Origin of the sequence: Rhodanobacter sp. L36 (assembly GCF_009765755.1) — a bacterium.
In the GTDB taxonomy this organism is placed as follows: domain Bacteria; phylum Pseudomonadota; class Gammaproteobacteria; order Xanthomonadales; family Rhodanobacteraceae; genus Rhodanobacter.
In genome coordinates, this window is sequence record NZ_LMUV01000002.1 from 466,819 (window position 1) to 490,247 (window position 23,429).

Sequence of the window (23,429 nt, forward strand, 5' to 3'; positions counted from 1 at the left end):
GTAGCCGGTCAGATCGGTCCGGTCATGTTGGCAGGGCTGCGCTGCCAACGTTGTTTCCACGCGCTGCGACAGAAGCGCACAAACAGCATCAGGGCCGCCACGGACAGCCCGGCAATCAAGCCCATCCACATGCCGCGTGCACCTTGTCCGCGATGAAATGCCAGCCAGAAGCCGACCGGCAAGCCGATGACCCAGTAGGCGAACAGCGTGATCGCCATCGGCACGCGCGTGTCCTTCAAACCGCGCAACGCGCCGTTGGCAGCGACCTGGATGCCGTCGGAAAACTGGAACAATCCAGCCAGCGCGATCAACTGCGCGGCCAGCGCGATCACTTTGGGATCATGCGTGTACAACGAGGCGATGGGTCGTGGCAGGCCGAGCATCAACGCGGCTGACAACAACTGCGTCGCCAGCGTCAGGCCGATGCCGCACAGGCCGGCGTAACGCACTCCAAGCGCATCATCGCGACCAACCGCATTGCCTACGCGCACGGTGATCGCCATCGCGAGGCCCAGCGGAATCATGAAAAAGAACGAGGCGATGTTGATCGCGATCTGATGGCTGGCGATCACCGCTTCGCCCAGCGTGGCGATGATAAGCGCGGTCGCCACGAACAGACCCGCTTCGGCGAGCAAGGTCACAGCCATCGGCAAGCCGATATGCACCAGCGCACCGATCCGTCGCCGATCCGGCCATTCGAAATGGTCGAACAGACCGAGCCCGCGATAGTTGCGGCGAACCATCACGTAGATGCCGAACGCGAGCATCTCCAGCCACAAGGCGATAGCCGTGGCAATGCCGCAACCGTGCGCACCCTGCGGCGGGATGCCGAGTTTGCCGAACATCAGTACGTAGCCCAGCGGCACCAGCAGGACCAGGCCGCCGAGGCTGAAATACATCGACGGACGCGTGAGCGACAGGCCTTCGGACAAACCTCGCAACGCGAAATAACATGTCAGCGCCGGTGCGCCCCAGCTGATCGCCAGCAGAAAACGCTGCACGTCGGCACGCAGACTCGGCGCGACACCCACCATGTCGATCAGCGGCTCCGCGTGGCGCACCGCGAACCACAAAAACACGCCCATGCCGATCGCCAGCCACAATGCCTGGCGAAACACGGCGCCGACTTCATGGCGGCGGCCCGCGCCATCGAGCTGCGCGATGGATGGCGGCAGCGCCATCATCATGCCGATGCCGGAGACGATCACCAGCGACCAGATATTCGCGCCCACCGCGACGGCACCGAGCACATGCGCATCGACGTGACCGGCCAACACGGTGTCGATGACGTTGCTGCCGATCGCCGCGAGCTGCGCGAAAATCAGCGGCAACGCAAGGCGAACGGTGGCGCGCATCTCGTGCATGAGACGGACGCGGTCGGGACGGAAGGAACTCATCGACACAGCAGACTCCAGGGCCGGCCATTCTACCTGAGCCATTCGTCACGACCGATCCGTTGAATCGTTGTGCGAAGATCACGTGCTGTGTGGAAAGGGGGCGATGAATGAAGCAGTTGAGCAACCTCGAAAACGTGAACTGCGCCAATTGCGGCGCGCAGATGCACGGCGAGTTCTGCCACGACTGCGGCCAGTCCATCCACACGGTGTTGCGGCCGTTGCACGGGATGATCGGCGAGACGGTGGAGACTGTTCTCGACATCGATGGCCGCATCGTCCACACGCTGCCACCGTTATTGCTCAAGCCCGGTTTTCTCACGCTGGAATATTTCAGCGGCAGGCGCGTGCGCTATGTCGCACCGTTCCGCCTGATGTTCATTCTGTGCGTGATGTCGTTCTTCGTATTCCACCTCGCGGTGGAGAACATTACCTCGCGCAGCTTTCCCAACATCAAGCCGGACATCCAGTTCGATGGCAGCGAGTTCGCGCACGCCAAGACAGCAGCCGACGTGCGTCAGACGCTGCGCGTCCAACTGCACAACATGGAGAAAATCCGCAACTACGAAGTGTTGCCGGCGTCTGCCGCAGCGGAACTGGCCACCAGTGAACAGAAGTTGCAGCAGACCGCGAGCGCCCGTCTCATCCAGTTAGGCGCAGCTCCGATGCCCGCAGCATCCATGGCGGCGCCAGCGGCGGCGACCTCAAGCGATGACGATGACGATTCGCCACTCGATATATCTCCGGAAAAGACCAAGGACCTCTCGAAGTCCATCCATGTTGCATGGCTACCCGACGTCGTGAATGCACGTCTTGGCGAATGGGCCACGCACGTCCTCGCCAACTGGCGTACTTACAAACACGGCGATGCCAAGACCAGCGAGGAAGCCAAGCAGCGGATGATCAACGGCATCTTCGGCGTGCTGCCGCAGACGATGTTCGTGCTGATACCGATGTTTGCCGGAATGCTTTGGTTCTTCTACGTGTTCCGCCGCCGACTTTACATGGAACACCTGATCGTCGCCCTGCACAGTCACGCGTTCATGTTCCTCACCTTGCTGCTGGTCCTGCTGCTCAACATGCTGGGGACGTGGCTGAAGCCGCACGGCGCGTGGATGTCGACGACGCTGGGCTGGCTGGAAACACTGATGCTGTGGTGGATTCCGATCTACCTGCTGATCATGCAGAAACGCGTGTATCGCCAAGGCTGGGCGATGACCGTCCTGAAGTGGTGGTTCATCGGTTGGTTCTACTTCTGGCTGCTGCTTGTTGCGCTGCTCATCGCGACCGTGCTCGGGCTGGGATATTGAGTCGTTTTCAGCGCGTCTGCCGATGGTTTTGCACAGCGTCATCGACCTGTCAAGGTGGATGACTGCCGTTTGTCAGTTGCGTGAACACCTGCGTGCCGTCATTTTCAACTCCTTGAAAATAAGCGACTTTTGTTCGTGACGAAAACTTCATCAACTAGGGATGAAGGGCGCTGCGGCGCGCCCGGCGGCCTGCCCTCCCCGTTGCATCCACAGACTTATCCACAGCTGTTGTGGATAAGCATAAAAAGCTCCGGCGGTGAGCAACTTACCCTCGCTTTCTCGATACACGCAGAGCAAGTGCGCGCAACTCGACTTCGTGCCTCATCCGGTCGGGAAAATCGGTGCACGGCTACACTGTCGAACTCCACGAGGTAACCATGCCCGCTGTTCTCCGCATCGCCCTTCCGGTGCCTTTGCCGACCCTGTTCGACTACCTGCCGCCGGAAACCGGCGCAGCCGGCGTGGGTTCGCGCATATGGGTGCCGTTCGGGCGCGGCAAGCTGGTAGGCGTGGTGGTTGCGATCGATGTGGAAACCAGCGTCGACAACCGCCGGCTGAAGCGCGCCTTGCGGTTGCTCGACGACGAACCGCTGTTCGACACCGAACTCATGCAGACGCTGGCCTGGGCCGCTGATTACTGGCTGGGCGCGCCGGGCGAGGCTTACGCCAATGCGCTGCCGCTGGCGTTGCGCGAAGCCAGGCCGCTGCCAGCGATCGGCGACGAATTCTGGACGCTGACCACGGCAGGCCAGAGTGCTCACGACGCCGGTAGCCGTCGTGGCGGCAGCGGCGCGTTGCTGGCGGTACTTGCCAAAGGACCGCTGGACGCCGCGGAACTGACCGACCGGCTTCCCGGCTGGCGAGCCGCCGCGCGACGGCTGGCCGAAGCCGGCCTGCTCGAACGCAGCGAGCGTCCATCGTCGCCGCGCGTGTCCAGCATGTCGAGCGCACCGCTGCTCAGCGACGAACAGCGCAACGCAGTGGCCGCGGTGGCGGAAAGCCTCGGCGCTTTTCAGCCGTACCTCCTCGATGGCGTCACCGGCAGCGGCAAGACCGAGGTCTATCTCGCGCTGATCGAACAGGTGCTGGCACGAGGTCGGCAAGCGTTGTTGCTGGTACCGGAGATCGGCCTGGCGCCACAGACCGTGCGGCGTCTGCGCGATCGGCTCGGCGTCGGCGTCGAAGTACTGCATTCGAATCTCTCCGAAGGCGATCGGACGCGCGCATGGTTGCGCGCGCGATCGGGCGATGCGCGGGTGATTCTCGGCACGCGCTCGGCGATCTTCACGCCGCTGCCGCAGGCCGGCTTGATCATCGTCGATGAAGAACACGACGGCGCTTACAAGCAACAGGATGGATTTCGCTACCACGCGCGCGATCTGGCCATCGTGCGCGCACGCGCCCTGAATATCCCGGTGCTGCTAGGTTCGGGCACGCCCTCGCTGGAATCGTTGGCGAACGCGGAAAGCGGCCGTTATCGCACGCTGCATCTGCGCGCACGGCCGGGTGCGATCCGGCCACCGCAGGTCGAGATCATCGACATGCGCGCGCAGCGGCTGGATCACGGCATGTCTCCTGCATTGCTGGAAGCCGTGGCGGATACCATCGCCCGCGGCGAGCAAGCGATGGTGTTTCGCAATCGCCGCGGCTACGCGCCGGTGCTGTTGTGTCACAACTGCGGCTGGCACGCGGACTGCCCGCGGTGCGATCGCCCGTTGACGCTGCATGCCGGTCGTCGCCAGCTGATCTGCCATCACTGCGATTACCGGCAGCGCCCGCCGACGACCTGCCCGACCTGCGGCGCCAACGATCTCAAGCCGCAAGGTCAGGGCACGGAACGGCTGGAGGAAGCGCTGGTTGCGCAATTTCCGCAGGTGCCCGTGCTGCGAGTCGACCGCGAAACCACGCGTCGTCGCGACTCCTTCGAAACATTGCTGGCGACGCTGCAGGACCACCAGCCGACGGTCCTCGTCGGCACGCAGATGCTCGCCAAAGGCCATGACCTGCCCAACCTCACGCTGGTGGCGATCGTCGGCGTGGACGAAGGCTTGCACAGCGTCGACTTTCGCGCCGGCGAACGACTGGCGCAGCTGGTCGTGCAGGTCGCCGGGCGCGCGGGGCGCGCGCGCAAGCCCGGCCGCGTGCTATTGCAGACGCATCAGCCGGAACATCCTCTATTGCGCGGCTTGCTCGCTCGAGGCTATGCCGCCGCCGCGCGTGAGTTGCTGGCCGAGCGTCACCAAAGCCAGCTGCCGCCATACAGCCATCAGGTGCTGCTGCGCGCGGAAGCACCGCTGCGCGAACACGTCGATGGATTCCTCACCGATGCGCATGCCGCACTGCCGAACCTGACATCGCTGCAGATCGCCGGCCCGATGCCCGCGCCGATGCCTCTGCGCGCGGGCCGACATCGAGGGCAACTGCTGCTGGAGGCGGATAGCCGTGCAACGCTGCACGGCATGCTGCGAACGTGGCAACTCGCGTTGACCGCGCTGCCATCGGCGCGACGGGTGCGCTGGTCGCTGGATGTCGATCCGATCGATCTGTATTGAGTGTTGCCGTATCGAGTGATGCGTCGCTCAGGCCGCGTCGCGTCGCAGCGAGCCGGGCTTCACCAGCCAGCGCACCGCAAGCACGCCGAGCTCGTACAACAAGCACATCGGAATACCGAGCATCAGCATCGACGTGATGTCCGGCGGCGTGATCAGCGCGGCGATCGCGAACGCGCCAACGATCGCGTAACGACGCCCGCTGCGCAGTTTTTGCAGATCGACCACGCCGATCGCCGCGAGAATCACCACCGCCACCGGCACTTCGAAGCAAAGGCCGAACGCGAAGAACATCAGCATCACGAAGTCGAGGTAGTGGGTGATGTCGGTCATCATCTCCACGCCCTGCGGCGTCACCGCCGTGAGAAAGCGGAACGCCGCCGGCAGCACCAGCAAATAGGCGAACGCGCAGCCCATGTAGAACAGCGCAAGCGCTGCCACCAGCAACGGGCGCGCAAGACGCTTCTCATGCTTGTACAAACCGGGACTGACGAACGCCCACAATTGATACAGCACTACCGGCATGCTGATGAAGAGCGACGCGTAGAACGCCAGCTTCAGCGGCGTGATGAACGGGCTGGTGACCTCGGTTGCGATCAGATGCGCGCCCTGCGGCAACCGCGCTACCAGCGGCGCGGCAAGTTCCGCGTACAAGCGGTTCGCGAACGGAACCAGCGCCACCAGCACCAGCAAAACTGCTGCCACCGCCTTGAGCAGGCGCGTACGCAGTTCGAGCAAGTGCGAAAACAGCCCCTGCTGCGTGTCTTCGATGACGTCCGACTCGGCGGGATCAGTCGTGGCCATGCGGTTCACTGTCGTGCGTCTGCGGTGTCGACGGCATCGTCTCGAGCGGCAACTCGGCCTGCGTGCCGACTACGTCTTCGGGACTCACATCTGCAACCGGCGCATCGCTCGTCGATGACTTGACCATCATCACGGCCTCCGCCATCGGCGCATGCACCTGCTGCGCGGTCTGCTTCATCTCGTTTTGCAGTGACTCGGCACGCGCCGCGGCCTCGCGCGCGGCGCGCTTGATCTCTTCGATTTCCAGCTCACGTTCGACTTCGGAGCGAACGTTGTCCCAGCCGCTGCGCACGCGACGCAGCAACGCGCCGGCGGTACGCGCCGCGCCGGGCAGTTTTTCGGGACCGAGCACGATCAGCGCGATCAAGGCGAGCAGCACCATTTTGCCGAGACTGATCTCGATCATTGCCGCCGCCCGCCGTGCGCTTACTTGGTTTCGCTGGAGTCGCGCTGACTCTGCGTGGTGCTGCTGGACGGCGGCGGGTCGGCGCGCAGTTGTTCGGCAGCCTTGCGGGCTTCCTCTTCCTTCTGCTTCGCCTCGTCGTCGCCGCTCACGCTTTTCTTGAAATCGCGGATCGCCGCGCCGAGGTCCGGCCCGAGGTTGCGGATCTTCTTGGTGCCGAAAATCAGCAGCACGACCACCAGGAGAATCAGCCAATGCCAAATACTGTCAAAACCCATAATCGACCTCGAGGCGGATGCTAGCCAGACCGTCTGGACGCGAATCGCGCCGGCACTTATCAGCGTGAAGTGTACTCCTCAAGCCTGTCGCGGAAATCGACGACCGGACCCGGCACGTTGCTCACGCCGCCTTCGAAGATGCGCCGCGGCGTGATGCCGGGGCCGTAGATCGCCTCGTTCGCGTCGTAGTCGATGCGCAACGCGGCGCCGTCGATCGCCACGCCGGCAAACAGCCCGCGTGCACGCGAGTAGGAATAAATTTCCGCCTTCAGCTCGCCATCCGTCGCCGCGCTGGTGGTGCGACCGACCGGGCCAGCCGCGGCGGATGCGTCCGCGCCGATGGTGAACTTGCCGCGCACGATCGAATCCACGCCGCGCTGCGTGCGAAACACGAGGATCACGTCGGTCGACGACACGCCCGCCTGAAAACCGACACTGCCGCCGGTCATCGTGATGAAGCTCGGGTTGGACCACGTGCCATCGGGACCCTTCACCGAAATCAGCCCTTCGCCGCGGCGACCGCCGAAGATGAAGCCGACCTTGAGCAAGTCGGGGATCACCGCGATCGCCCGTGCATCACGCAGCAGATCCTGCGGAATCGCCTTGTCCGGCGCCTGCATGATGTCGCTCAACACGCGCACGGCGTTCTTGCTGCGCACTAGCGGCGGATCCTCCGCGTGCACTGCCATCGCAGGCAGCAGAAGGGCCAGACCGATCAGCAGGACACGATGCAATGGGGTCTTGAACATGGACAGCTCCACTCGGGTTCGGGGATGGCGGACGCACCGCTGCGCGATGGCGCTTGTGGCAGACTTCGGGCCTCGATCAGCCATGACTCTCACGATGCCCAGCAGCAATCACTATACCGGCGTTGCAAGCGGTTCCGGGGAGTCCTCTGTTCCCTCCGTTCAGGCAGCCGTGTTGCTGGTGAACCTCGGCACGCCGACCGCGCCAACCGCTAGTGCGGTGCGTCCGTATCTCGCCGAATTTCTTGGCGACTCGCGCGTCATCGATTATCCACGCTGGCTGTGGTGGCTGATTCTGCACGGCGTGATCCTGCGCATCCGGCCCGCGCGTTCGGCGCATGCGTACGCAAAGATCTGGACCGCGCAGGGCTCGCCCTTGCGCGTCGGCAGCGAAGCGTTGTCGCATGCCTTGCAGTGCGAACTGGATCATCGCCGGCCCGGTGATTTTCGCGTGGCGCTGGCGATGCGCTATGGCGAACCGTCGGTGGCGCACACGATCGCGCAACTTCAACGCGATGGCATTCGACGTCTGCTCGTGTTGCCGCTGTATCCGCAGTATTCCGCCACGTCCACCGGTTCGGTGATCGACGCAGTCGCCGATGCGTTCAAGCAACTGCGCTGGCCGCCGGAGCTGCGCATCATCAACGACTATCACGACGACAGCGGTCACATCGAAGCGCTCGCGCAAGGCATCGAACGCTGGTGGCAGATGAATGGTCGCGGCGACAAGTTGCTGCTGTCGTTCCATGGCATTCCCGAACGCTACGTGCGCCTCGGCGATCCCTACGCAGACCAGTGCCAAGCCACGGCGCGTTTGCTTCGCAACCGGTTGCGATTGACTGACGACGAACTGCTGATCAGCTTCCAGTCGCGCGTCGGTCGCGAGCGCTGGCTGCATCCTTATACCGACGCTACCGTGCGCGAACTGGCAGCGGGCGGCGTGAAGAAACTCGATGTCGCCTGTCCCGGTTTTGCGGTCGATTGCCTGGAAACGCTGGAGGAAATCGCGATGCAGAATCGTGACTTTTTCGTCGCCGCGGGCGGCGAATCGTTGCGTTACATTCCCGCGCTCAACGACAGCGAAGAGCAGGTCGACAGCCTCGCCACGCTGCTGCTTCGACACGCGCAAGGCTGGGCGCAACCACACGACGCAGCGATCTCTTGATCACGCCGACGGAACAGCGCATCGAATTGCCGCACGGCAAGCTGACGGCGCAAATCTGGGGCGATGTGCACGCACCGCCGCTGCTCGCGCTGCACGGCTGGCTAGATAATGCCGGAAGCTTCGCGCGCCTCGCACCGCTGCTGGCGACGCGCTTTCGCGTGATCGCGCTCGACCTGCCAGGACATGGTCACTCCGATCACGCGCACGCCGCGGCCAGCTATCACTATCTCGATCAGGTGCAGAACGTGCTGGCGACGGTTGATGTGCTGCACCTCGATAGATACGTTCTGCTGGGACACTCGCTCGGCGCAGGCATCGCGTCGCTTGTCGCCGTCGCATCCCCCGAACGCATCGCGAATCTGCTGCTGATCGAAGGGCTTGGTCCGCTCGGCGACGACGGCTCGCACACCTTGCAGCGTTTCCGCGATGCCTTCGCGACGCGCAGCGAAAAGAGCCGGCCGCTTCGCGTGTTTCGCAGCATCGAACAAGCGGTGAGCGCGCGCACGATGGTCAGCGGCTTGCCGCCCCAGTTCGCGAAGCCGATCGTCGAACGCGGTTTGAAGAAGGTCGATGACGGCTGGCAATGGCGCAGCGATCCGCGCCTGACTCGACCCAGCGCCACGCGATTGGCCGAATCGCAGATCCATTCGCTGTTGCGCGGCATCAGTTCACCTACCTCGCTTTTGCTGGCGCAACCGGCCACTTTTTATCTGCCCAGCGCATTGATGCAGGCTCGCGCCGAGTGTGTCGGCAACATCGTGGTCAGCCACATGGATGGCGGACATCATCTGCATCTGGAACATCCGCAGGCAGTGCATGCGTGGATCGAAGCTTCGCTGACCAGTGCCGCCGAACGCTGAGTGATTTCAGGTCAGTGAGCTTTCGCCGCGTGCGCTTTTACTTGCGTCGATGAATCGAACCCTCAAGATCATGCCGGCTGGAGTGTCGAGGCGCACATGTCGCGCCGTCACGCTTCGGCTATCGTGCAGCTCCCTTTGTTGCGCCACGCCCCAAACATGGATCAGTCACCGAGCGTCATCGCGCCGCGCCACCGCGCTGCGATCACCTTCATCTTCGTCACCGTCATGATCGACATGCTCGCGTTCGGCATCATCATTCCGGTGTTGCCGAACCTGATCATGCAATTGATCGGCGGGAGCTTTGCCAAGGCAGCGGTATGGGCCGGCATGTTCATGACGCTGTTCATGGCGATGCAGTTCGTGTTTTCGCCGGTGCAGGGCGCGCTCTCGGATCGCTATGGGCGACGCCGGGTCATCCTGATTTCCAGCTTCGGCCTCGGTGTCGATTTCGTCGTCATGGCATTGGCGCCATCGCTGTGGCTGCTGTTTGTCGGCCGCGCGATCTCGGGCATCTGCGCGGCCAGCTTTTCGACTGCCAACGCCTATATCGCGGACATCACGCCGAAGGAAAAACGCGCGGCAGCGTTCGGTACGCTGGGCGCCGCATTTGGCGTCGGCTTCATCATCGGTCCGGCGCTGGGCGGCTTCCTCGGTCATCTGTGGATCCGGTTGCCGTTCTGGACTGCAGCGGTGTTGTCGCTGATCAATTTCGCCTATGGTTTCTTCGTGCTGCCCGAATCGCTGCCGAAGGAGCGCCGCAGCACACGGTTCGACTGGCGCCACGCCAACCCGTTCGGCGCCGTGGTGCTGCTGCGCCGTTACCCGCAGGTGCTCGGACTGGCCTCGGTGTTCTTTTTGATCAACCTCGCACAGTTTTCGCTGAATTCCACATACGTGCTCTATACCGAATACCGGTACGGCTGGGCATCGCAGATCGTCGGGTTCACCTTGAGTCTGGTCGGCCTGTGCAGTGGCTTGGTGCAGGCCGTGCTGGTGCGACGGCTGATGCCGGCACTGGGCGAGCGCAAGCTGATCCTGATCGGCCTCGCCCTTTGTATTGTCGGCTACGCATTTTTCGGATTCGCCAACAGCAGCTGGCTCTTCGTGCTTGGTATTCCTTTCCTGTGCCTTGGAGGCCTTTCTGGTCCACCCGCACAGGCGTTGGTTACCCAGCAGGTGGATCCACACGAGCAGGGTCGGCTGCAAGGTGCGCTGACCAGCCTCGCCAGCCTTGCCGGCATCTTTGGTCCCGCACTTTTCGCCAATCTGTTCGCGTTGTTCATCAGTGATCACGCGCCCGTGGGGCATTTGCCCGGCGTGGCGTTCGTACTGGCCGCGGCGCTGTTGCTGGCCGCTGCCCTGATCGCCGCGCGCGTCACGCGCCCTGTCGCCGCTGGCGCGCAGTCCGTGCCTGCCGACACCATCCCTGCCCATCCATTCCCCCAACATCCACCGGAGCAATTCCCATGACACTTTCGATGTACCAGGCTTCCGTCCCCGTGTTTGTTCGCACGCTCGCCAATCTTTCGCACGTGCTCGGCAAAGGCGCGGAACACGCCAAGGCAAAGAGCGTCAGCGACGAAGTGCTGCTGCAGACGCGATTGATTCCGGACATGTTGCCGCTGGTTCGCCAGGTGCAGATCGCGTGCGACATGGCCTGCCGCGCTTCGGCGCGTTTGGCGGGTGCGGAGCCGCAATCGTTCGAAGACACCGAAACAACGATGGAACAGGTTCAGGCCCGCATCGCGCGCGCCACCGACTACATCAAGACGTTCACCGCCGCGCAGATCGACGGCAGCGAAACTCGCGAAGTGGTGATCAAGACGCGCGATGGCGATCAGAAGCTGGACGGCCAAAGCTACCTGCTGCACTTCGTGCTGCCCAATGTGTTCTTCCATTGCACGACTGCTTACAACATCCTGCGCAAGTCAGGTGTGGAAATCGGCAAGGGCGACTTCATCGGCCAAGCCTGATCGATCGAGCGGTCCGCGGACGTCATGTCCACGGACCGCTGCTTCATTGTAAAAATGACCGCGGGAACGGCTCGCCGCTGAAACGCTGCAAGCCGATCACCGTCGCCACATCTCAAGGTACTGGCGCCGCTGGCGAATGGCGCCTTGTCGGCGGCCACCGCGGCACCGACAATAGCCGTCCGTCTCTCGTGTGCCGCGCATGCGGGATGCCATCCGAACTTTTCATTGCACGTTCAATGGCACGCACACGTTGTGTGCCGTCCCTGGAATTTTCGCTTGCTGCGATTGACCAACATCAAGCTGCCGCTGGATCACGCCGACGATGCGATCGCCTTGGCCATCGTGACGCGGCTCGGCATCCGCGCAGACGAATTGCTGCTGCATGTCGTGGCGAAGCGCAGCCACGATGCACGCAAGCGCGGCGCGATCGCGTTGATCTATTCGCTGGACGTAAGCACCACGCGCGACGACGCGCTGCTCGCGCGCTTCGCCGATGATCCGCACGTCAACCCGACACCCGACACCGATTACCATTTCGTCGCCTCGGCACCGGCATCGTTGCCGTCGCGTCCGGTGGTCATCGGCACTGGACCGTGCGGGCTCTTTGCCGGATTGCTGCTGGCGCAAATGGGCTTTCGTCCGATCATCCTCGACCGCGGCAAGGCGGTACGCGAGCGCACGAAAGACACCTGGGACCTGTGGCGCAAACGCAACCTGCATCCGGAATCCAATGTGCAATTCGGCGAGGGCGGTGCCGGCACGTTTTCCGACGGCAAGCTTTACAGCCAGATCCGCGATCCGCTGCATCACGGCCGCAAGGTGCTTGTCGAATTCGTCAAGGCCGGCGCACCGGAAGAAATCCTATACGTCAGCAAGCCGCACATCGGCACGTTCCGCCTGGTGACGATGGTGGAGAACATGCGCGCGACGATCGAATCGCTTGGCGGCGAGATTCGCTTCGACCAGCGCGTGGACGATCTGGAGATCGAAACCGGGGCCGACGGCCAGCGTCATGTTCGCGGACTCACACTGGCCAGCGGCGAAACGCTACGTGCCGATCACGTGGTGCTCGCGATCGGCCACAGCGCGCGCGACACGTTCGAGATGCTGCATGCGCGCGGCGTGTATGTGGAAGCAAAGCCCTTTTCGATCGGCTTCCGCATCGAGCATCCGCAATCGGTCATCGATCGCGCGCGCTTCGGCGCGCAGGCCGGCCATCCGTTGCTTGGCGCCGCCGATTACAAACTCGTGCATCACTGCAAGGGCAGCCATGCCGGAAACGGTCGCACGGTCTACAGCTTCTGCATGTGTCCGGGCGGCACCGTGGTGGCGGCCGCGAGCGAGCCCGGTCGCGTGGTCACCAACGGCATGAGCCAGTACTCGCGCAACGAGCGCAATGCGAATGCGGCCGTGGTGGTGGGCATCGATCCCGCTGATTTCGCGCCGTACGACGACATGGCTTCTGAAGGCAGCGGCCATCCGCTGGCCGGCATCGCCCTGCAGCGCGCGCTGGAAAGTCATGCTTTCGTACTCGGTGGCGGCGACTACAGCGCACCGGGACAACTGGTCGGTGATTTCCTTGCCGCGAATCCCTCGCACGCCTTCGGTGACGTACAGCCCTCGTACAAACCCGGCGTAGCGCTCGGCAGCCTCGACAGCGCATTGCCCGATTACGCGCTGGCCGCGATCCGCGAAGCGCTGCCTGCATTCGACCGGCAGATTCGCGGCTATGCCATGCACGATGCGGTCCTTACCGGCGTCGAAACACGCACGTCGTCGCCCGTGCGCATCAAGCGCGACGACAGCCTGCAAAGCCTCAACACGCACGGCCTCTATCCGGCGGGTGAAGGCGCGGGTTACGCCGGCGGCATTCTTTCAGCGGCGGTGGATGGCATCCGCATCGCCGAGGCCGTTGCGCTGAGCATCGCCACGCGCTGATCAAGTATTGCTGATCAATGCGGTTCATCCGCTTCGATTGATTGCGCAGCACCGCGACCCTATATCGTGGCGACACGATCATTCGCGAGGCATCCCATGTCGGCCCAACCCGTTCCTGTTCGTATCGATTTCGTCTCCGACGTTTCCTGTCCGTGGTGCGCGGTGGGTCTGGCCTCGCTGCAACAGGCGCTGGCGAAACTCGATGGCGAGGTGCAGGCGGAAATCCATTTCCAGCCGTTCGAACTGAATCCGCAGATGGCACCCGAGGGTGAGGATGTCGGTGAGCACATCGCGAAGAAATACGGCATGTCGCAGGCGCAGCTGGCGCAGAACCAGGAAGGCTTGCGCCAGCGTGGCGCAGCAGTGGGTTTCACCTTCAACCTGGACGCGCGCCAGCGCATCTACAACACCTTCGACGCGCATCGCCTGCTGCACTGGGCCGAACTGGAGGGCAAGGACCTTGCGCTCAAGCAGATTTTTCTGCGCGCGTATTTCACCGATGGCGAAGACGTGAGCGCGCACGACACGCTGGTGCGTCTGGCGGAAGAAGCCGGGCTTGATGCCACGCGCACACGCGAGATTCTTGCCGGCGACACCTACGCCAGCGAGGTACGCGCGCAGGAACGTTTCTTCATGGATCGCGGCATTCATTCCGTGCCCGCGACCATCATCAACGGACAGCACCTGATCTCTGGCGGACAACCGCCGGAAGCGTTCGAGCGGGCACTGCGCCAGATCGTTTCGGCATAACGCGCTCGCCGAGTCAGTGATCTCCGCCGACCAGCCATTGCCTGATCGGCGCGGGATGACCAAGCAAATATCCCTGGCCCATTTCGCAACCCATCGCCAGCAGCGCGTCGCGTTGTGCCTGTGTTTCGATGCCTTCGGCGATCACCTGGATGTTCAGGGCGCGCGCGAGCGCGAGGATCGCCGCCACCACGGTTGTGCTGTTGGTGTTGCCGGCCTTGTCCAGCTCCTGCACGAAAGCGCGATCGATCTTCAGCATGCGCAGCGGCAGCGAATGCAGGTAACTCAGTGACGAGTAACCGGTGCCGAAATCGTCGAGCGCCGCACCGACGCCGACGATGCGCAACCGGTCGAGCGTGGCGCGCACGCGATCGGGGTTGTCCAGCAGCGCGCCTTCGGTCACTTCCGCGATCAGACGTGATGCGTCCAGTCCGGTGCGCGAGAGCATGTCGATCAGCGTTTCGTCGAAATTCGCATGGCGCAGGTGCAGGGCCGATACGTTGAACGTCATGAACGTGTCGGCCGGACCGTATTGCGCGAGCAGGCCGCAGCTGAGTTCGAACATGTGCCAGTCGATCGTCTCTATCAGCCCGCTGTCCTCGGCGATCTTGAGGAAATCGTGCGGCTTCAGCACGCCACGCTGCGGATGGTTCCAGCGGATCAGGGCTTCGTAGCCGACCACTCTGCCGCTGTCGAGGCGACAGATCGGCTGGAAGTGCGGCTCGAATTGCTCCTGCAGCAAAGCCTGGCGCAATTCGCCTTCCATGGTCAGCACGTCGACCACGTTTTTTGCCAGTGTTTCGTCGAACAATTCGTAGCGTTTGCGTCCGAGTTCCTTCGCGCGATACAGCGCGATGTCCGCATCGCGCAAAACGTCGTCAGCGGCGTGATAGTGCGCGTCGCCGATCGCGATGCCGACGCTGGCGGTGGGCTGCAATTCCTTGCCGGCCACCAGCATCGGCGCGCCGAGCGCGTCGAGTACGCGCTGTGCAACGGTGGTGGCGACCGCGGGCGACTCGACTTCTTCCAGCAGGATCGCGAACTCGTCGCCGGACAATCGTGCTACCAGATCCGGATGCCGCACGCAGCTTGCCAGCCGCGTTGCGACTTCCTTCAGTACTTCGTCGCCGGCCAGATGACCGAGGCTGTCGTTGATGATCTTGAAGCGATCGACATCCAGATACAGCAGCGCACAGCGCCGGTGCGGCTCCAGCCGGATGCTGGCCAGCACGCGATCGATGCGATCACGCAGATAGCCGCGATTGGGCAGGCCGGTCAGCGAGTCGTGCATCACCTGATGACGCAACTGATCCTGGATGCGTTCGCGCTCGCTGATCTCCTTTCGCAACGCAAGCGTGCGTTCCTCGACCCGATGTTCGAGTTGCTCGTACGCGCGCCGCAACGATTCTGCGGAGCGCCGGCGCGTGAGGCTGTTGGCGATCTGGCTGGCGACGAAGCTCAGCAATTCCTGATCCGCCGGGCCGTAAACAACCGAATCGCTGTAGCTCTGAACGGTCACCAGACCGATCACTTCGTCGCCGACGATCAATGGCACGCCGAGCCAGCACAACGCCGGCGATCCGGAACGGCCCGGCGCAATCTCGCCCAGCCGATCGAGTTCCTCGATGTCGGCATTATCCGCACGCAGCGCGGTGCCACGACGCAGCACGTACTCGCTCAATCCGCGCCCGAGCGGACGTTGCTTGGGCGGCAACTTCACTGCGTCGACCGAATACGGGAACGTGAGTTGCTGACGGTCGTCGGACAACAACGCGATGAAGAAATTTTCCGCATTGATCAGCTCGCCGACTACCGCGTGCACGCGCCGATAAAATTCCTCCTGACCGATATCCGCGGTCGCCAGCTGCGCGATCTGGAACAGCGCAGCCTGAAGATGTTCGGCGCGCTGGCGTTCGAGAATTTCCATCTGCAAGCCGCGATTGGCTTCGGCCAGCTCTTCGGTTCGCTGCATCACGCGCTGTTCGAGATCCTCCTTGGTCTGCTTGCGTTCGAGCGCAGTGAGAATGTGGCTGCCGACAAACTCCAGCAGCGTGCGATCTTCGTGGGTAAACGCGATGCTCTGTTTGTAGCTTTGCACCACCAGCGCGCCGCCGGGCGTGCCGTCGCGCATCAACGGCACGCCGAGCCAGTCGTGGCTGTCCGAGCCGATCTGCATCACCTGGCCGGGCACCTGGCTGCGCAGTTGCTCGGCCGTGCCCATCAACGCCTTGCCGTCGCGAATCACGTACCAGGTCAGCGTGTATTCGATGGCGGACAGCGGCATGTCGCGCCCTTCGCCCGGCGACAGCGGATCTTCCACGTCGACGAAATACAGGAAGCGAATCGTGTCGCGCTCGGTGTTGTGCTGCACGATGAAAAAATTTTCCGCGTACATCAGCTCGCTGACGATGGCGTGGATGCCGCGCAGCATGTCCGGCATGTCGCGCTCGGATCCGGCGAGGTCGGAGATCGCGAACAGCGCGCGCTGCAATGCTTCGGAGCGCTCCAGTTGTTGATGCGAATACTGCAGCTCGAGCCACTCGAGCGCGCGACGCAGATGCTGGCCGGCGAGTTCCAGCGGCGCGGCCAGTTCATCGAGAAAACGCTTGCCGTCGTAACCCGCCTGCAGGGTCAATACCAGCACAGCCGGTTCGGGCAGTCGGCAAAGCCGGATCGCCACGCGCTGACGCTCGTCGTGCCAGCGCGGCACATCGGAGTGGCTCGCCTCGTCGAGCCACAGCGCGTCACTCACATCGGACGGCGTCTTCGGGACGCTGTGGCAACCCGACGCATCGTCCAGACCCCAGACCACGCATGCGGCCTTGCAGCCCGGGCGCGCCTGCGCCAGGTCGGCGATCGCCGCAGCGACTTCATCAGGCGTGTTGGCGGCCGTGAGCCGGGTCAGCCAGGCGAGCTGGAGCGCGCCATAGGAAACGACCGGATCGACGATCCCCGAACCCTTCATCGAAAAGCCCCCCCTCAGGACCATAACTAGTCACCCCGTCGATCAGCATACGCCTGCACTGCCCCAGGACAGCAAGGGCTGTGCCATGGCGTGCACTGCGCAAGGGGCATTGCCGATAAACTGTCGGGCCGGCTCGTTCCCACGACGCCATCTCGCTATTTCGTTCGAGAGTCCACAGGTTCGGCGAGGCCGGAACGCTTTCCCGCGACACGCGTCACAGGTTCATCCATCGCATGCTCACCGACGTCACCAAAGAGGCCATCCGCGCCGCCTACGCACGCCTGAAAGACGGCCTGCCGGGCTTCCGCGCGCGCGCGTCGCAAGGGCGGATGATCGCCGAGGTCGCCAAGGCGTTCGGGCAGACCGGCGGCGTGGCGGTGATCGAGGCGCCCACGGGCACGGGCAAGTCGATGGCGTATCTGATCGCCGGCGTGGAAGTGGCGCGCTTCCAGAAAAAGAAACTGCTGATCGCCACCGCCACTGTCGCGCTGCAGGAGCAACTCATCCAGCGCGATATTCCGCTGTATCTCAAGCTCAACGGCATCGAGGCGAAGGTCGCACTGGCCAAGGGCCGCGGCCGTTACATGTGCCCGCGCAACCTGGCGCTGGCCACGCGCAGCATCAACGACAGTGCGCAAATGGGGCTGGCGGGCTTCGATTCGGACCTGGCGATATGGACCAAACCGCCGCAACCGCGCGACAAGCACGCGCTGGCAAAACTCAGCGTCGCGTTCGATCACCACGAGTGGAACGGCGACATGGACAGCTCACCGGAAAGCGTGAGCGACCTGCTGCGTCCGATGGTGACCACCAGCGCTGGTGGCTGCACCAGTCGCAAGTGCGCGCATTTCATGATCTGCCCGTTCTTTGCCGCGCGCCGTGCGGTGGAAGACGCGGAAATCATCGTCGCCAACCAGGATCTGGTGCTGGCCGACCTGACCATGCCGGGCGAGGACGAGGGCGGCGTGCAGGCGTGGGGCGGCGTAATCCTGCCGCGGCCGGACGAGACGCTCTACATTTTCGACGAAGGCCATCACTTGCCGGGCAAGGCGATCGATCGCGGCGCCGGCGAGGTGTTCATGAACACCACGGTGCGCCAGCTGAGCCGACTCGGCCGACAGGTGCACGCCGCGTATTCGCTCACCGACAAAGAAACCCTCGGCAAGCTCAGCCTCGATCGCGGCGACGCGAAACTGCAGGAGCTGAGCAACACGCTGGAGGAACTCGAGCGCGACATCCGCCTCGGCTGGTTGCCCGATCCATCCGAAACCGAACCGATGTTTCGCGGCTCGCTGGGGCAACTGCCGAAACCGTGGGTGCACCACGCGCGCGTGCTCGCCGTGCTTACCGGCGAGGTGCATCGCTGGCTCACCGCCGTGCGGCGGGCGGTGGTCGAGATGACCGACGGCGGGCCGACGCAGGAAGCGTTGTCACGCGAACTCGGTATCGCGCTGGAACGCATCGGCAAGCAGGCCGGCACCTGGAACGCCTGGTGCAGCGACGATACCGACGACGTGCCGCCGCTCGCGCGCTGGGTCACGCTTACCGGCGATCAGCAGCTGGTTTGCCACGCGTCGTCGGTCTCGGCCGGCCCGTTGCTGCGCAGCGTGCTGTGGGGCAATGCCAGCGGTGTCGTGATGACCTCGGCCACGTTGAGCGCGGGCGGCAATTTCCGCGGCTTCGCCGATTCGGTCGGCTTGCCCGACGACGCGGTGACGCTAAGCCTGCCTTCGCCGTTCGACCTCGCCGCGCAGGCGCGCTTCGAAGTGCCCGCGATGCGCACGTTGCCGGACGCGCGCGAAGCGCACGCGGAGGAAATCAGCGAATGGCTCGCCGAACACCTCGATTGGGATGCGGGCAATCTGGTGCTGTTCACCTCGCGCGTGAAACTTGATCGCGTACTGCAGAAACTTCCCATCGCGCAGGTGCGCAAGGTGCGCGCGCAAGGCTCGCTCGGCAAATCGCAACTGATCGCCGAACACTGCGCGGACATCGAAGCGGGCAAAGGCAGCACGCTCTTCGGGCTGGCCTCGTTCGGCGAGGGCCTCGACCTGCCGGGCAAACTTTGCGAGACGGTGGTGATCACCCAGTTGCCATTCGCGGTGCCGACCGATCCGGTGGGCGCCACGTATGCCGAATGGCTGGAATCGCGCGGGCGCAATCCTTTCATCGAAGTGAGCATCCCCGAAGCGACGCGTTTGTTGACGCAATACTGCGGCCGACTGATCCGCAACGAAACCGACCGTGGCCGCATCGTGTTGCTGGATCGCCGCGTCGTCACCAAGCGCTACGGCAGCGGCATGCTCAAGGCGCTGCCGCCGTTCCAGCGCATCATCGAGCGCACCGCATGATCACCCGCCTGCAGGATTGCCCCGATCGTCCGTGGAAAAATGGCCAGGGCAGCACGCGTGAAATAGCCGTCCATCCGGATGGCGCTAATGGCGACGATTTTGTGTGGCGCATCAGCATCGCGCGCGTCGACAGCGCCGCGCCGTTCTCTTTGTTTCCCGGCATCGATCGGCAGATCGTGCTGCTCGACGGTCGCGGTTTTCACATGACGCTCGATGACGAGCGCACACACGCGCTGGTCGAACCGTTCGAACCGTTCGGTTTTCCCGGCGAATCCCGCGTCACCGTGCGTCTGGTCGACGGCGCGACGCATGACTTCAACCTGATGGTTCGCCGCGCACTGACGCACGGCGATGTCACGACATGGCGCGGCGCGGAAACACGCATCGCCGATGCGGACGTCGTGCTCGTTTATTGCGCTCGCGGCAACATGGACATCGCCGACGGCCGCCTGCACGAAGGTGATGCATGGCGACCCGGCGCTACCGGTAAGCGAACCATCGTCATGCATGAAGACGCCGTGGCGCTGGTGGTGCGCGTCTCCACGAAATCGTGAAGATCCCGTTTCCACAAGGGTGACGTGAGTCATGCACGCGGGCGATCGGATCGCGCGCTAAAATGCGGCCACCCACTCACCGCGAGAATGTTCAGATGGCTGGTTTCCTGCTCTGGTTGTTGTTGCTGGTGTTCTGCTGGCCGCTGGCGTTGCTGGCCCTGGTGCTTTATCCGATTGTCTGGTTGGTGTTGTTGCCGTTCCGGCTGGTCGGCATCACGGTCGGTGCGGTGTTCGCCTTGCTCGGCGCCATGCTGATGTTGCCGGCGCGCGTATTGCGTGGTCACGCGGCCTGATTGTTCTGCGTTTCGGCAACGCGACCACGCGTCGCGTTGCATCGAACACTGCATGAAATCGATCGACACTTTGACGCCTTGCCCGTGCGGAAATTCGTCAGGCTACGCATCGTGCTGCGAACCATTACACGAAGGCGCGCTGGCCGAAGACGCCGCGCAGCTGATGCGTTCCCGCTACAGCGCGTACGTGTTGACACGCGAGGATTACCTGCTCGCCAGCTGGCATGCCGATACGCGTCCTTCTTCGCTCGGCCTCGCTACACAGACGCCGAAACCGACCTGGCTGAGACTCGATATTCGCGGGCATCAGTCGACCGATGACGATCATGCGACGGTGGAATTCGTCGCGCGTTATCGCCTCGCTGGCGGACGCGCACAACGCCAGCACGAGCTCAGCCGGTTCGTGCGCGAACGAGGCCGCTGGTTTTATCTCGACGGCGAGATGGTGACGTGATCGATATCGCGCCCGCGCACTAGAAACCTTCGATGCCTGCTTTGTGTAATCGCGCGGCCTGCGCCACGACATTGGCATCGTGAAAGAACTCGACCAGATGCTGCGCGCGACCGGCACCAATTCCCTCGTGGGTTTGCCAATCGCCTGCATCGCGATGACTGACCGCAGCCCAATTCGTCAATTCCATTTCTCCGCCCGTCGGCAAGCCGAGCGCATGAATCCAGTGCGCAAATGACTGACGTCGCGCGTTCGAAAAAGTCTGCGCCACCGTGGCGGCGCGCGCTTTGCCCAAACCCGGTATGGCTGCGAGTTGCGCAGGCGTCAGAGTCATCCAGTCGAGCAATTCACGGATGTCTCCCGCATCGATCAGCAACTGCCATGTATCCGCACCCAGCCCTTCGAGTTGCAGTCCATGCTTGCCGCCAAGCCAGACCAGTCGCGCGCGAAACTGTTTCGCGCAATCCGGCTCGTACGTCCAGCAGCTCGAACGGTCGTGCATCTGTGGATCGGGCGGATTGACCGGAGTGCGTTCGGCGGCGCGCCACGCGACTGACTGCAATCGCGGAATGGTCAGCCCGGCCAGCACAATCTCCACCTGATCGCCCGGCCGTATGTCGAGTTCTTTCCAACGCTTCAGCGAGCCGACACTGACGCGCTGTACGCGATGATCGTCCAGTTGCACCGGCCGCAATTCGAGTACCGGCGTGATGCGTCCGCTACGACCGACTTTGAACGTCACCGCAAGCACTTCGGCAAGCGCGCTGGCCGCAGGATATTTCCATGCAACAGCCCACGCGGGTGGTGCGGCTTTCCACGTCGAGGCCGGTGGTCGATGGCCTTGGCGAACCACAGTGCCATCGGCGGCGAAAGGCATCGCGTGTCTATACCACTGCTCGCGCCAGCGCTGGACGTCATCGAAGCTTGTGGCGCGTTGCGTGTACGTGACGCTGTCGCTCAAACCCATCGCCTGCAGACCCGCCAGCCGTGCGGGCATGTCGGCCGGACCGCTCGGCCAATCCCACACGAACAGGCCGATCTTCGCCGCCGTCGTTGCATCGAGATCGTCGCGCGCAAGCGCACCGGCCACCGCCGATCGCGCGTTGACGCCACCGTCTTTCGACTGCACGTGGTCGGGCAGGCGCCAGTAGATTTCTCCCTGCAACACGACGCGGCCGGGCGCATTCGGCAGATGCTTCGGAATCGCGTCGATGAGTTTCGCCATCGCAGTCCAGTCCGATCCGTGCACGCCGTCGCCGCGACTCGTGGCCTGCTGCAGAATCCCATCGCGATAGAGCAGCGTGACCGCGACACCATCGGCCTTCGGCTGTACCCATAGATCCTTCGCGTCACGCTGCTGCATCCATGCCTGCAGCGCAGCGGCATCCGGCAACTTGGCCAGGCCGGTCTGCGCGACCGGTGTGGTCGCGCCGCCGCCGGCATGGCCAAGGTGCGTGGGCATCGGCGGCGCACCGACGGGAAAGCATTGTCGCCATGTAGCGAGTTGCTTCAGCGCCTGATCGTAGACCGCATCGTCGACCGGCGATTGACCGCCCGCGCGATAGGCCTGATTCCAGCCATCCAGGCGATCATGCAATACGAGCATTTCCTTCGCTGCTCTTTCCCGAGGCCACGCCGGACAATCCGCTGCACGCAGCAACGTGACCTCGAAAACAGAGATGACGGCGATCATCCACCTGAGCCATTCCGTGCGCATGCGATTCCATTTCCTTGGCAGTCCTCGCAGGCTAGATAATCTGCGCGCGCGCAGCGATGCGACGATACCGACGGTCCATGTAGGCGACGCGCATCACCCCGCGTGGCGCATGCGCAGTCGCGATCAATCGCTGGTCGCTTGCGGGCCAAATGTCAGCGTGGTCTCACCATCGAGGCGACCGTTCGGGCCGAAGCGTCGTTCCACAATGGCACCGACGCCATCGTGTCCGATTGCGACAACCGTGCTGGCGCGCGTGCCGTAGCTTTCGCCGCGAATGAACGCAGACGACAACCAGCGTTCGCGTTCCAGCCCGACGCCGGTATCCGGCAAGTGCTCATCCGGCGCTATCTGTTCGTCGGCGAGCGCGTCGAACAGCGCAACGAAGGAATTGTCGCCATTGTCGATCCACTGCTGCAGGCGACGCATCAGCGCGTGCGTCTTCGGCCAGGGCGTATTGAAATCCGCATTCGACAAACCGTGCACGCCCGCGGTGACACGTTGCATGTGCGACGCGGGGCGATTGCCGAGGTAGAAGGCATCGCGCGCGTCGAACGTGAGCAGATTGAACGGCCGGTAATCACCCGCAACGCGCAGCAATCCATGCGCGTGATGCGTCGCGTCGTGCCCGCCGCGCAGGAAGTGCGTCACCAGCATGCCGCGCGATGTGCCGCGTTGCGGATCGCGTGGATCGCGCACATTGGTTACCACGCAACAACGACCGGCATCGGTCACGCCGAGCCAGCTTCCGCCGGCTTCAATATCCCTGCCGCCGATGATCGGCGAATCTTTCCATCGCGCCAGTGGTGCGCTTGGACGCGCGTGGAATTCGTCGCGGTTACCCGCCAGCACGAGGCGCCAGCGCGGGTGGATATTCCATGCGAAAGCGATCAGACACATGGCTAAAAATTACCGGCAAGACAGATGCCTCACG

General features: G+C 63.5%; 20 protein-coding genes. 12 read left to right on the plus strand and 8 right to left on the minus strand.

Features of this window, described 5'->3' with window-relative positions:
• Nucleotides 1–8: 8 nt before the first annotated feature.
• Nucleotides 9–1,397, minus strand: coding sequence for an MATE family efflux transporter (locus GSQ73_RS02045; RefSeq protein WP_158880505.1), 1,389 nt, complete (start codon nt 1,395–1,397; stop codon nt 9–11).
• Between the two features lie 107 nt (nt 1,398–1,504).
• Between GSQ73_RS02045 and GSQ73_RS02050 the strand changes: the two genes are divergently transcribed.
• Together GSQ73_RS02050 and GSQ73_RS02055 are read left to right on the plus strand one after the other, a co-directional pair.
• A complete protein-coding gene (locus GSQ73_RS02050) occupies nt 1,505–2,704 on the plus strand; it encodes a DUF3667 domain-containing protein (RefSeq protein ID WP_158880507.1) in 1,200 nt (399 codons plus the stop codon).
• Nucleotides 2,705–3,081: 377 nt separating this feature from the next.
• Nucleotides 3,082–5,256, plus strand: coding sequence for a primosomal protein N' (locus GSQ73_RS02055; protein WP_158880509.1), 2,175 nt, complete (start codon nt 3,082–3,084; stop codon nt 5,254–5,256).
• A 27-nt stretch (nt 5,257–5,283) separates the two neighbouring features.
• On the opposite strand, the gene tatC is transcribed toward GSQ73_RS02055, so the two are convergent.
• The 4 genes from tatC to GSQ73_RS02075 are packed head-to-tail and all read right to left on the minus strand — an operon-like array spanning nt 5,284 to nt 7,487.
• A complete protein-coding gene (tatC, locus tag GSQ73_RS02060) occupies nt 5,284–6,057 on the minus strand; it encodes a twin-arginine translocase subunit TatC (RefSeq protein ID WP_158880511.1) in 774 nt (257 codons plus the stop codon).
• Nucleotides 6,044–6,463: a Sec-independent protein translocase protein TatB gene (gene tatB / locus GSQ73_RS02065; RefSeq protein ID WP_158880513.1), complete on the minus strand. Its 420-nt coding sequence runs from the start codon at nt 6,461–6,463 to the stop codon at nt 6,044–6,046. The genes tatC and tatB overlap by 14 nt, the downstream gene beginning before the upstream one ends.
• A gap of 20 nt (nt 6,464–6,483) precedes the next feature.
• Nucleotides 6,484–6,738 (minus strand): Sec-independent protein translocase subunit TatA, encoded by a 255-nt coding sequence (tatA, locus tag GSQ73_RS02070; RefSeq protein WP_158880515.1) that lies wholly within the window; start codon nt 6,736–6,738, stop codon nt 6,484–6,486.
• Nucleotides 6,739–6,797: 59 nt separating this feature from the next.
• Nucleotides 6,798–7,487, minus strand: a complete 690-nt coding sequence (locus GSQ73_RS02075; protein WP_158880517.1) for a lipid-binding SYLF domain-containing protein — start codon at nt 7,485–7,487, stop codon at nt 6,798–6,800.
• A 94-nt stretch (nt 7,488–7,581) separates the two neighbouring features.
• Here GSQ73_RS02075 and hemH point away from each other — a divergent pair, with 94 nt between their 5' ends.
• From hemH to GSQ73_RS02105, 6 genes are all read left to right on the plus strand, one after another.
• Complete coding sequence (gene hemH / locus GSQ73_RS02080) at nt 7,582–8,649, plus strand: ferrochelatase (RefSeq protein WP_158881664.1); 1,068 nt, start codon at nt 7,582–7,584, stop codon at nt 8,647–8,649.
• Complete coding sequence (locus tag GSQ73_RS02085) at nt 8,646–9,509, plus strand: alpha/beta hydrolase (protein ID WP_158880519.1); 864 nt, start codon at nt 8,646–8,648, stop codon at nt 9,507–9,509. Before hemH ends, GSQ73_RS02085 begins: the two co-directional genes overlap by 4 nt.
• A 156-nt stretch (nt 9,510–9,665) precedes the next feature.
• On the plus strand, nt 9,666–10,979 hold the full coding sequence (locus GSQ73_RS02090; protein ID WP_158880521.1) for a TCR/Tet family MFS transporter: 1,314 nt from the start codon (nt 9,666–9,668) through the stop codon (nt 10,977–10,979).
• Entirely contained in the window at nt 10,976–11,482 is a 507-nt protein-coding gene (locus tag GSQ73_RS02095; RefSeq protein ID WP_158880523.1) for a DUF1993 domain-containing protein, read from the plus strand. The genes GSQ73_RS02090 and GSQ73_RS02095 overlap by 4 nt, the downstream gene beginning before the upstream one ends.
• A gap of 276 nt (nt 11,483–11,758) precedes the next feature.
• A complete protein-coding gene (locus tag GSQ73_RS02100) occupies nt 11,759–13,420 on the plus strand; it encodes an NAD(P)/FAD-dependent oxidoreductase (protein WP_158880525.1) in 1,662 nt (553 codons plus the stop codon).
• A 96-nt stretch (nt 13,421–13,516) separates the two neighbouring features.
• On the plus strand, nt 13,517–14,170 hold the full coding sequence (locus GSQ73_RS02105) for a DsbA family oxidoreductase (RefSeq protein WP_158880527.1): 654 nt from the start codon (nt 13,517–13,519) through the stop codon (nt 14,168–14,170).
• A 13-nt stretch (nt 14,171–14,183) separates the two neighbouring features.
• Here GSQ73_RS02105 and GSQ73_RS02110 read toward each other — a convergent pair whose 3' ends face one another.
• Nucleotides 14,184–17,132 carry an EAL domain-containing protein gene (locus tag GSQ73_RS02110; RefSeq protein WP_158880528.1) on the minus strand — a complete coding sequence of 983 codons (2,949 nt, stop codon included), beginning with the start codon at nt 17,130–17,132 and terminating at the stop codon, nt 14,184–14,186.
• 233 nt (nt 17,133–17,365) lie between these two features.
• Between GSQ73_RS02110 and dinG the strand changes: the two genes are divergently transcribed.
• From dinG to GSQ73_RS02130, 4 genes are all read left to right on the plus strand, one after another.
• Nucleotides 17,366–19,483: an ATP-dependent DNA helicase DinG gene (gene dinG, locus GSQ73_RS02115; protein ID WP_158880530.1), complete on the plus strand. Its 2,118-nt coding sequence runs from the start codon at nt 17,366–17,368 to the stop codon at nt 19,481–19,483.
• Entirely contained in the window at nt 19,480–20,037 is a 558-nt protein-coding gene (locus tag GSQ73_RS02120) for a HutD family protein (protein ID WP_158880532.1), read from the plus strand. The genes dinG and GSQ73_RS02120 overlap by 4 nt, the downstream gene beginning before the upstream one ends.
• A 95-nt stretch (nt 20,038–20,132) precedes the next feature.
• Entirely contained in the window at nt 20,133–20,330 is a 198-nt protein-coding gene (locus GSQ73_RS02125) for a hypothetical protein (RefSeq protein WP_158880534.1), read from the plus strand.
• A gap of 52 nt (nt 20,331–20,382) precedes the next feature.
• Nucleotides 20,383–20,784, plus strand: coding sequence for a YchJ family metal-binding protein (locus GSQ73_RS02130; RefSeq protein ID WP_158880535.1), 402 nt, complete (start codon nt 20,383–20,385; stop codon nt 20,782–20,784).
• Between the two features lie 19 nt (nt 20,785–20,803).
• Here the strand turns inward: GSQ73_RS02130 and ligB are convergent, their stop codons facing one another.
• A complete protein-coding gene (ligB, locus tag GSQ73_RS02135) occupies nt 20,804–22,498 on the minus strand; it encodes an NAD-dependent DNA ligase LigB (protein WP_158880537.1) in 1,695 nt (564 codons plus the stop codon).
• Between the two features lie 123 nt (nt 22,499–22,621).
• Nucleotides 22,622–23,395, minus strand: a complete 774-nt coding sequence (locus GSQ73_RS02140) for an NRDE family protein (protein WP_158880539.1) — start codon at nt 23,393–23,395, stop codon at nt 22,622–22,624.
• Nucleotides 23,396–23,429 lie beyond the last annotated feature (34 nt).

What these genes read in the sequence shown, in the direction of transcription:
- GSQ73_RS02140 (WP_158880539.1), bottom strand. Translation starts at nt 23,395, where the DNA reads ATGTGTCTGATCGCTTTCGCATGGAATATCCACCCGCGCTGGCGCCTC.
- GSQ73_RS02090 (WP_158880521.1), top strand. Translation starts at nt 9,666, where the DNA reads ATGGATCAGTCACCGAGCGTCATCGCGCCGCGCCACCGCGCTGCGATC.
- GSQ73_RS02045 (WP_158880505.1), bottom strand. Translation starts at nt 1,397, where the DNA reads ATGAGTTCCTTCCGTCCCGACCGCGTCCGTCTCATGCACGAGATGCGC.
- GSQ73_RS02095 (WP_158880523.1), top strand. Translation starts at nt 10,976, where the DNA reads ATGACACTTTCGATGTACCAGGCTTCCGTCCCCGTGTTTGTTCGCACG.
- GSQ73_RS02125 (WP_158880534.1), top strand. Translation starts at nt 20,133, where the DNA reads ATGGCTGGTTTCCTGCTCTGGTTGTTGTTGCTGGTGTTCTGCTGGCCG.
- GSQ73_RS02055 (WP_158880509.1), top strand. Translation starts at nt 3,082, where the DNA reads ATGCCCGCTGTTCTCCGCATCGCCCTTCCGGTGCCTTTGCCGACCCTG.
- dinG (WP_158880530.1), top strand. Translation starts at nt 17,366, where the DNA reads ATGCTCACCGACGTCACCAAAGAGGCCATCCGCGCCGCCTACGCACGC.
- GSQ73_RS02120 (WP_158880532.1), top strand. Translation starts at nt 19,480, where the DNA reads ATGATCACCCGCCTGCAGGATTGCCCCGATCGTCCGTGGAAAAATGGC.
- tatC (WP_158880511.1), bottom strand. Translation starts at nt 6,057, where the DNA reads ATGGCCACGACTGATCCCGCCGAGTCGGACGTCATCGAAGACACGCAG.
- GSQ73_RS02075 (WP_158880517.1), bottom strand. Translation starts at nt 7,487, where the DNA reads ATGTTCAAGACCCCATTGCATCGTGTCCTGCTGATCGGTCTGGCCCTT.
- hemH (WP_158881664.1), top strand. Translation starts at nt 7,582, where the DNA reads ATGCCCAGCAGCAATCACTATACCGGCGTTGCAAGCGGTTCCGGGGAG.
- ligB (WP_158880537.1), bottom strand. Translation starts at nt 22,498, where the DNA reads ATGCGCACGGAATGGCTCAGGTGGATGATCGCCGTCATCTCTGTTTTC.
- tatA (WP_158880515.1), bottom strand. Translation starts at nt 6,738, where the DNA reads ATGGGTTTTGACAGTATTTGGCATTGGCTGATTCTCCTGGTGGTCGTG.
- GSQ73_RS02105 (WP_158880527.1), top strand. Translation starts at nt 13,517, where the DNA reads ATGTCGGCCCAACCCGTTCCTGTTCGTATCGATTTCGTCTCCGACGTT.
- GSQ73_RS02050 (WP_158880507.1), top strand. Translation starts at nt 1,505, where the DNA reads ATGAAGCAGTTGAGCAACCTCGAAAACGTGAACTGCGCCAATTGCGGC.
- GSQ73_RS02110 (WP_158880528.1), bottom strand. Translation starts at nt 17,132, where the DNA reads ATGAAGGGTTCGGGGATCGTCGATCCGGTCGTTTCCTATGGCGCGCTC.
- tatB (WP_158880513.1), bottom strand. Translation starts at nt 6,463, where the DNA reads ATGATCGAGATCAGTCTCGGCAAAATGGTGCTGCTCGCCTTGATCGCG.
- GSQ73_RS02130 (WP_158880535.1), top strand. Translation starts at nt 20,383, where the DNA reads ATGAAATCGATCGACACTTTGACGCCTTGCCCGTGCGGAAATTCGTCA.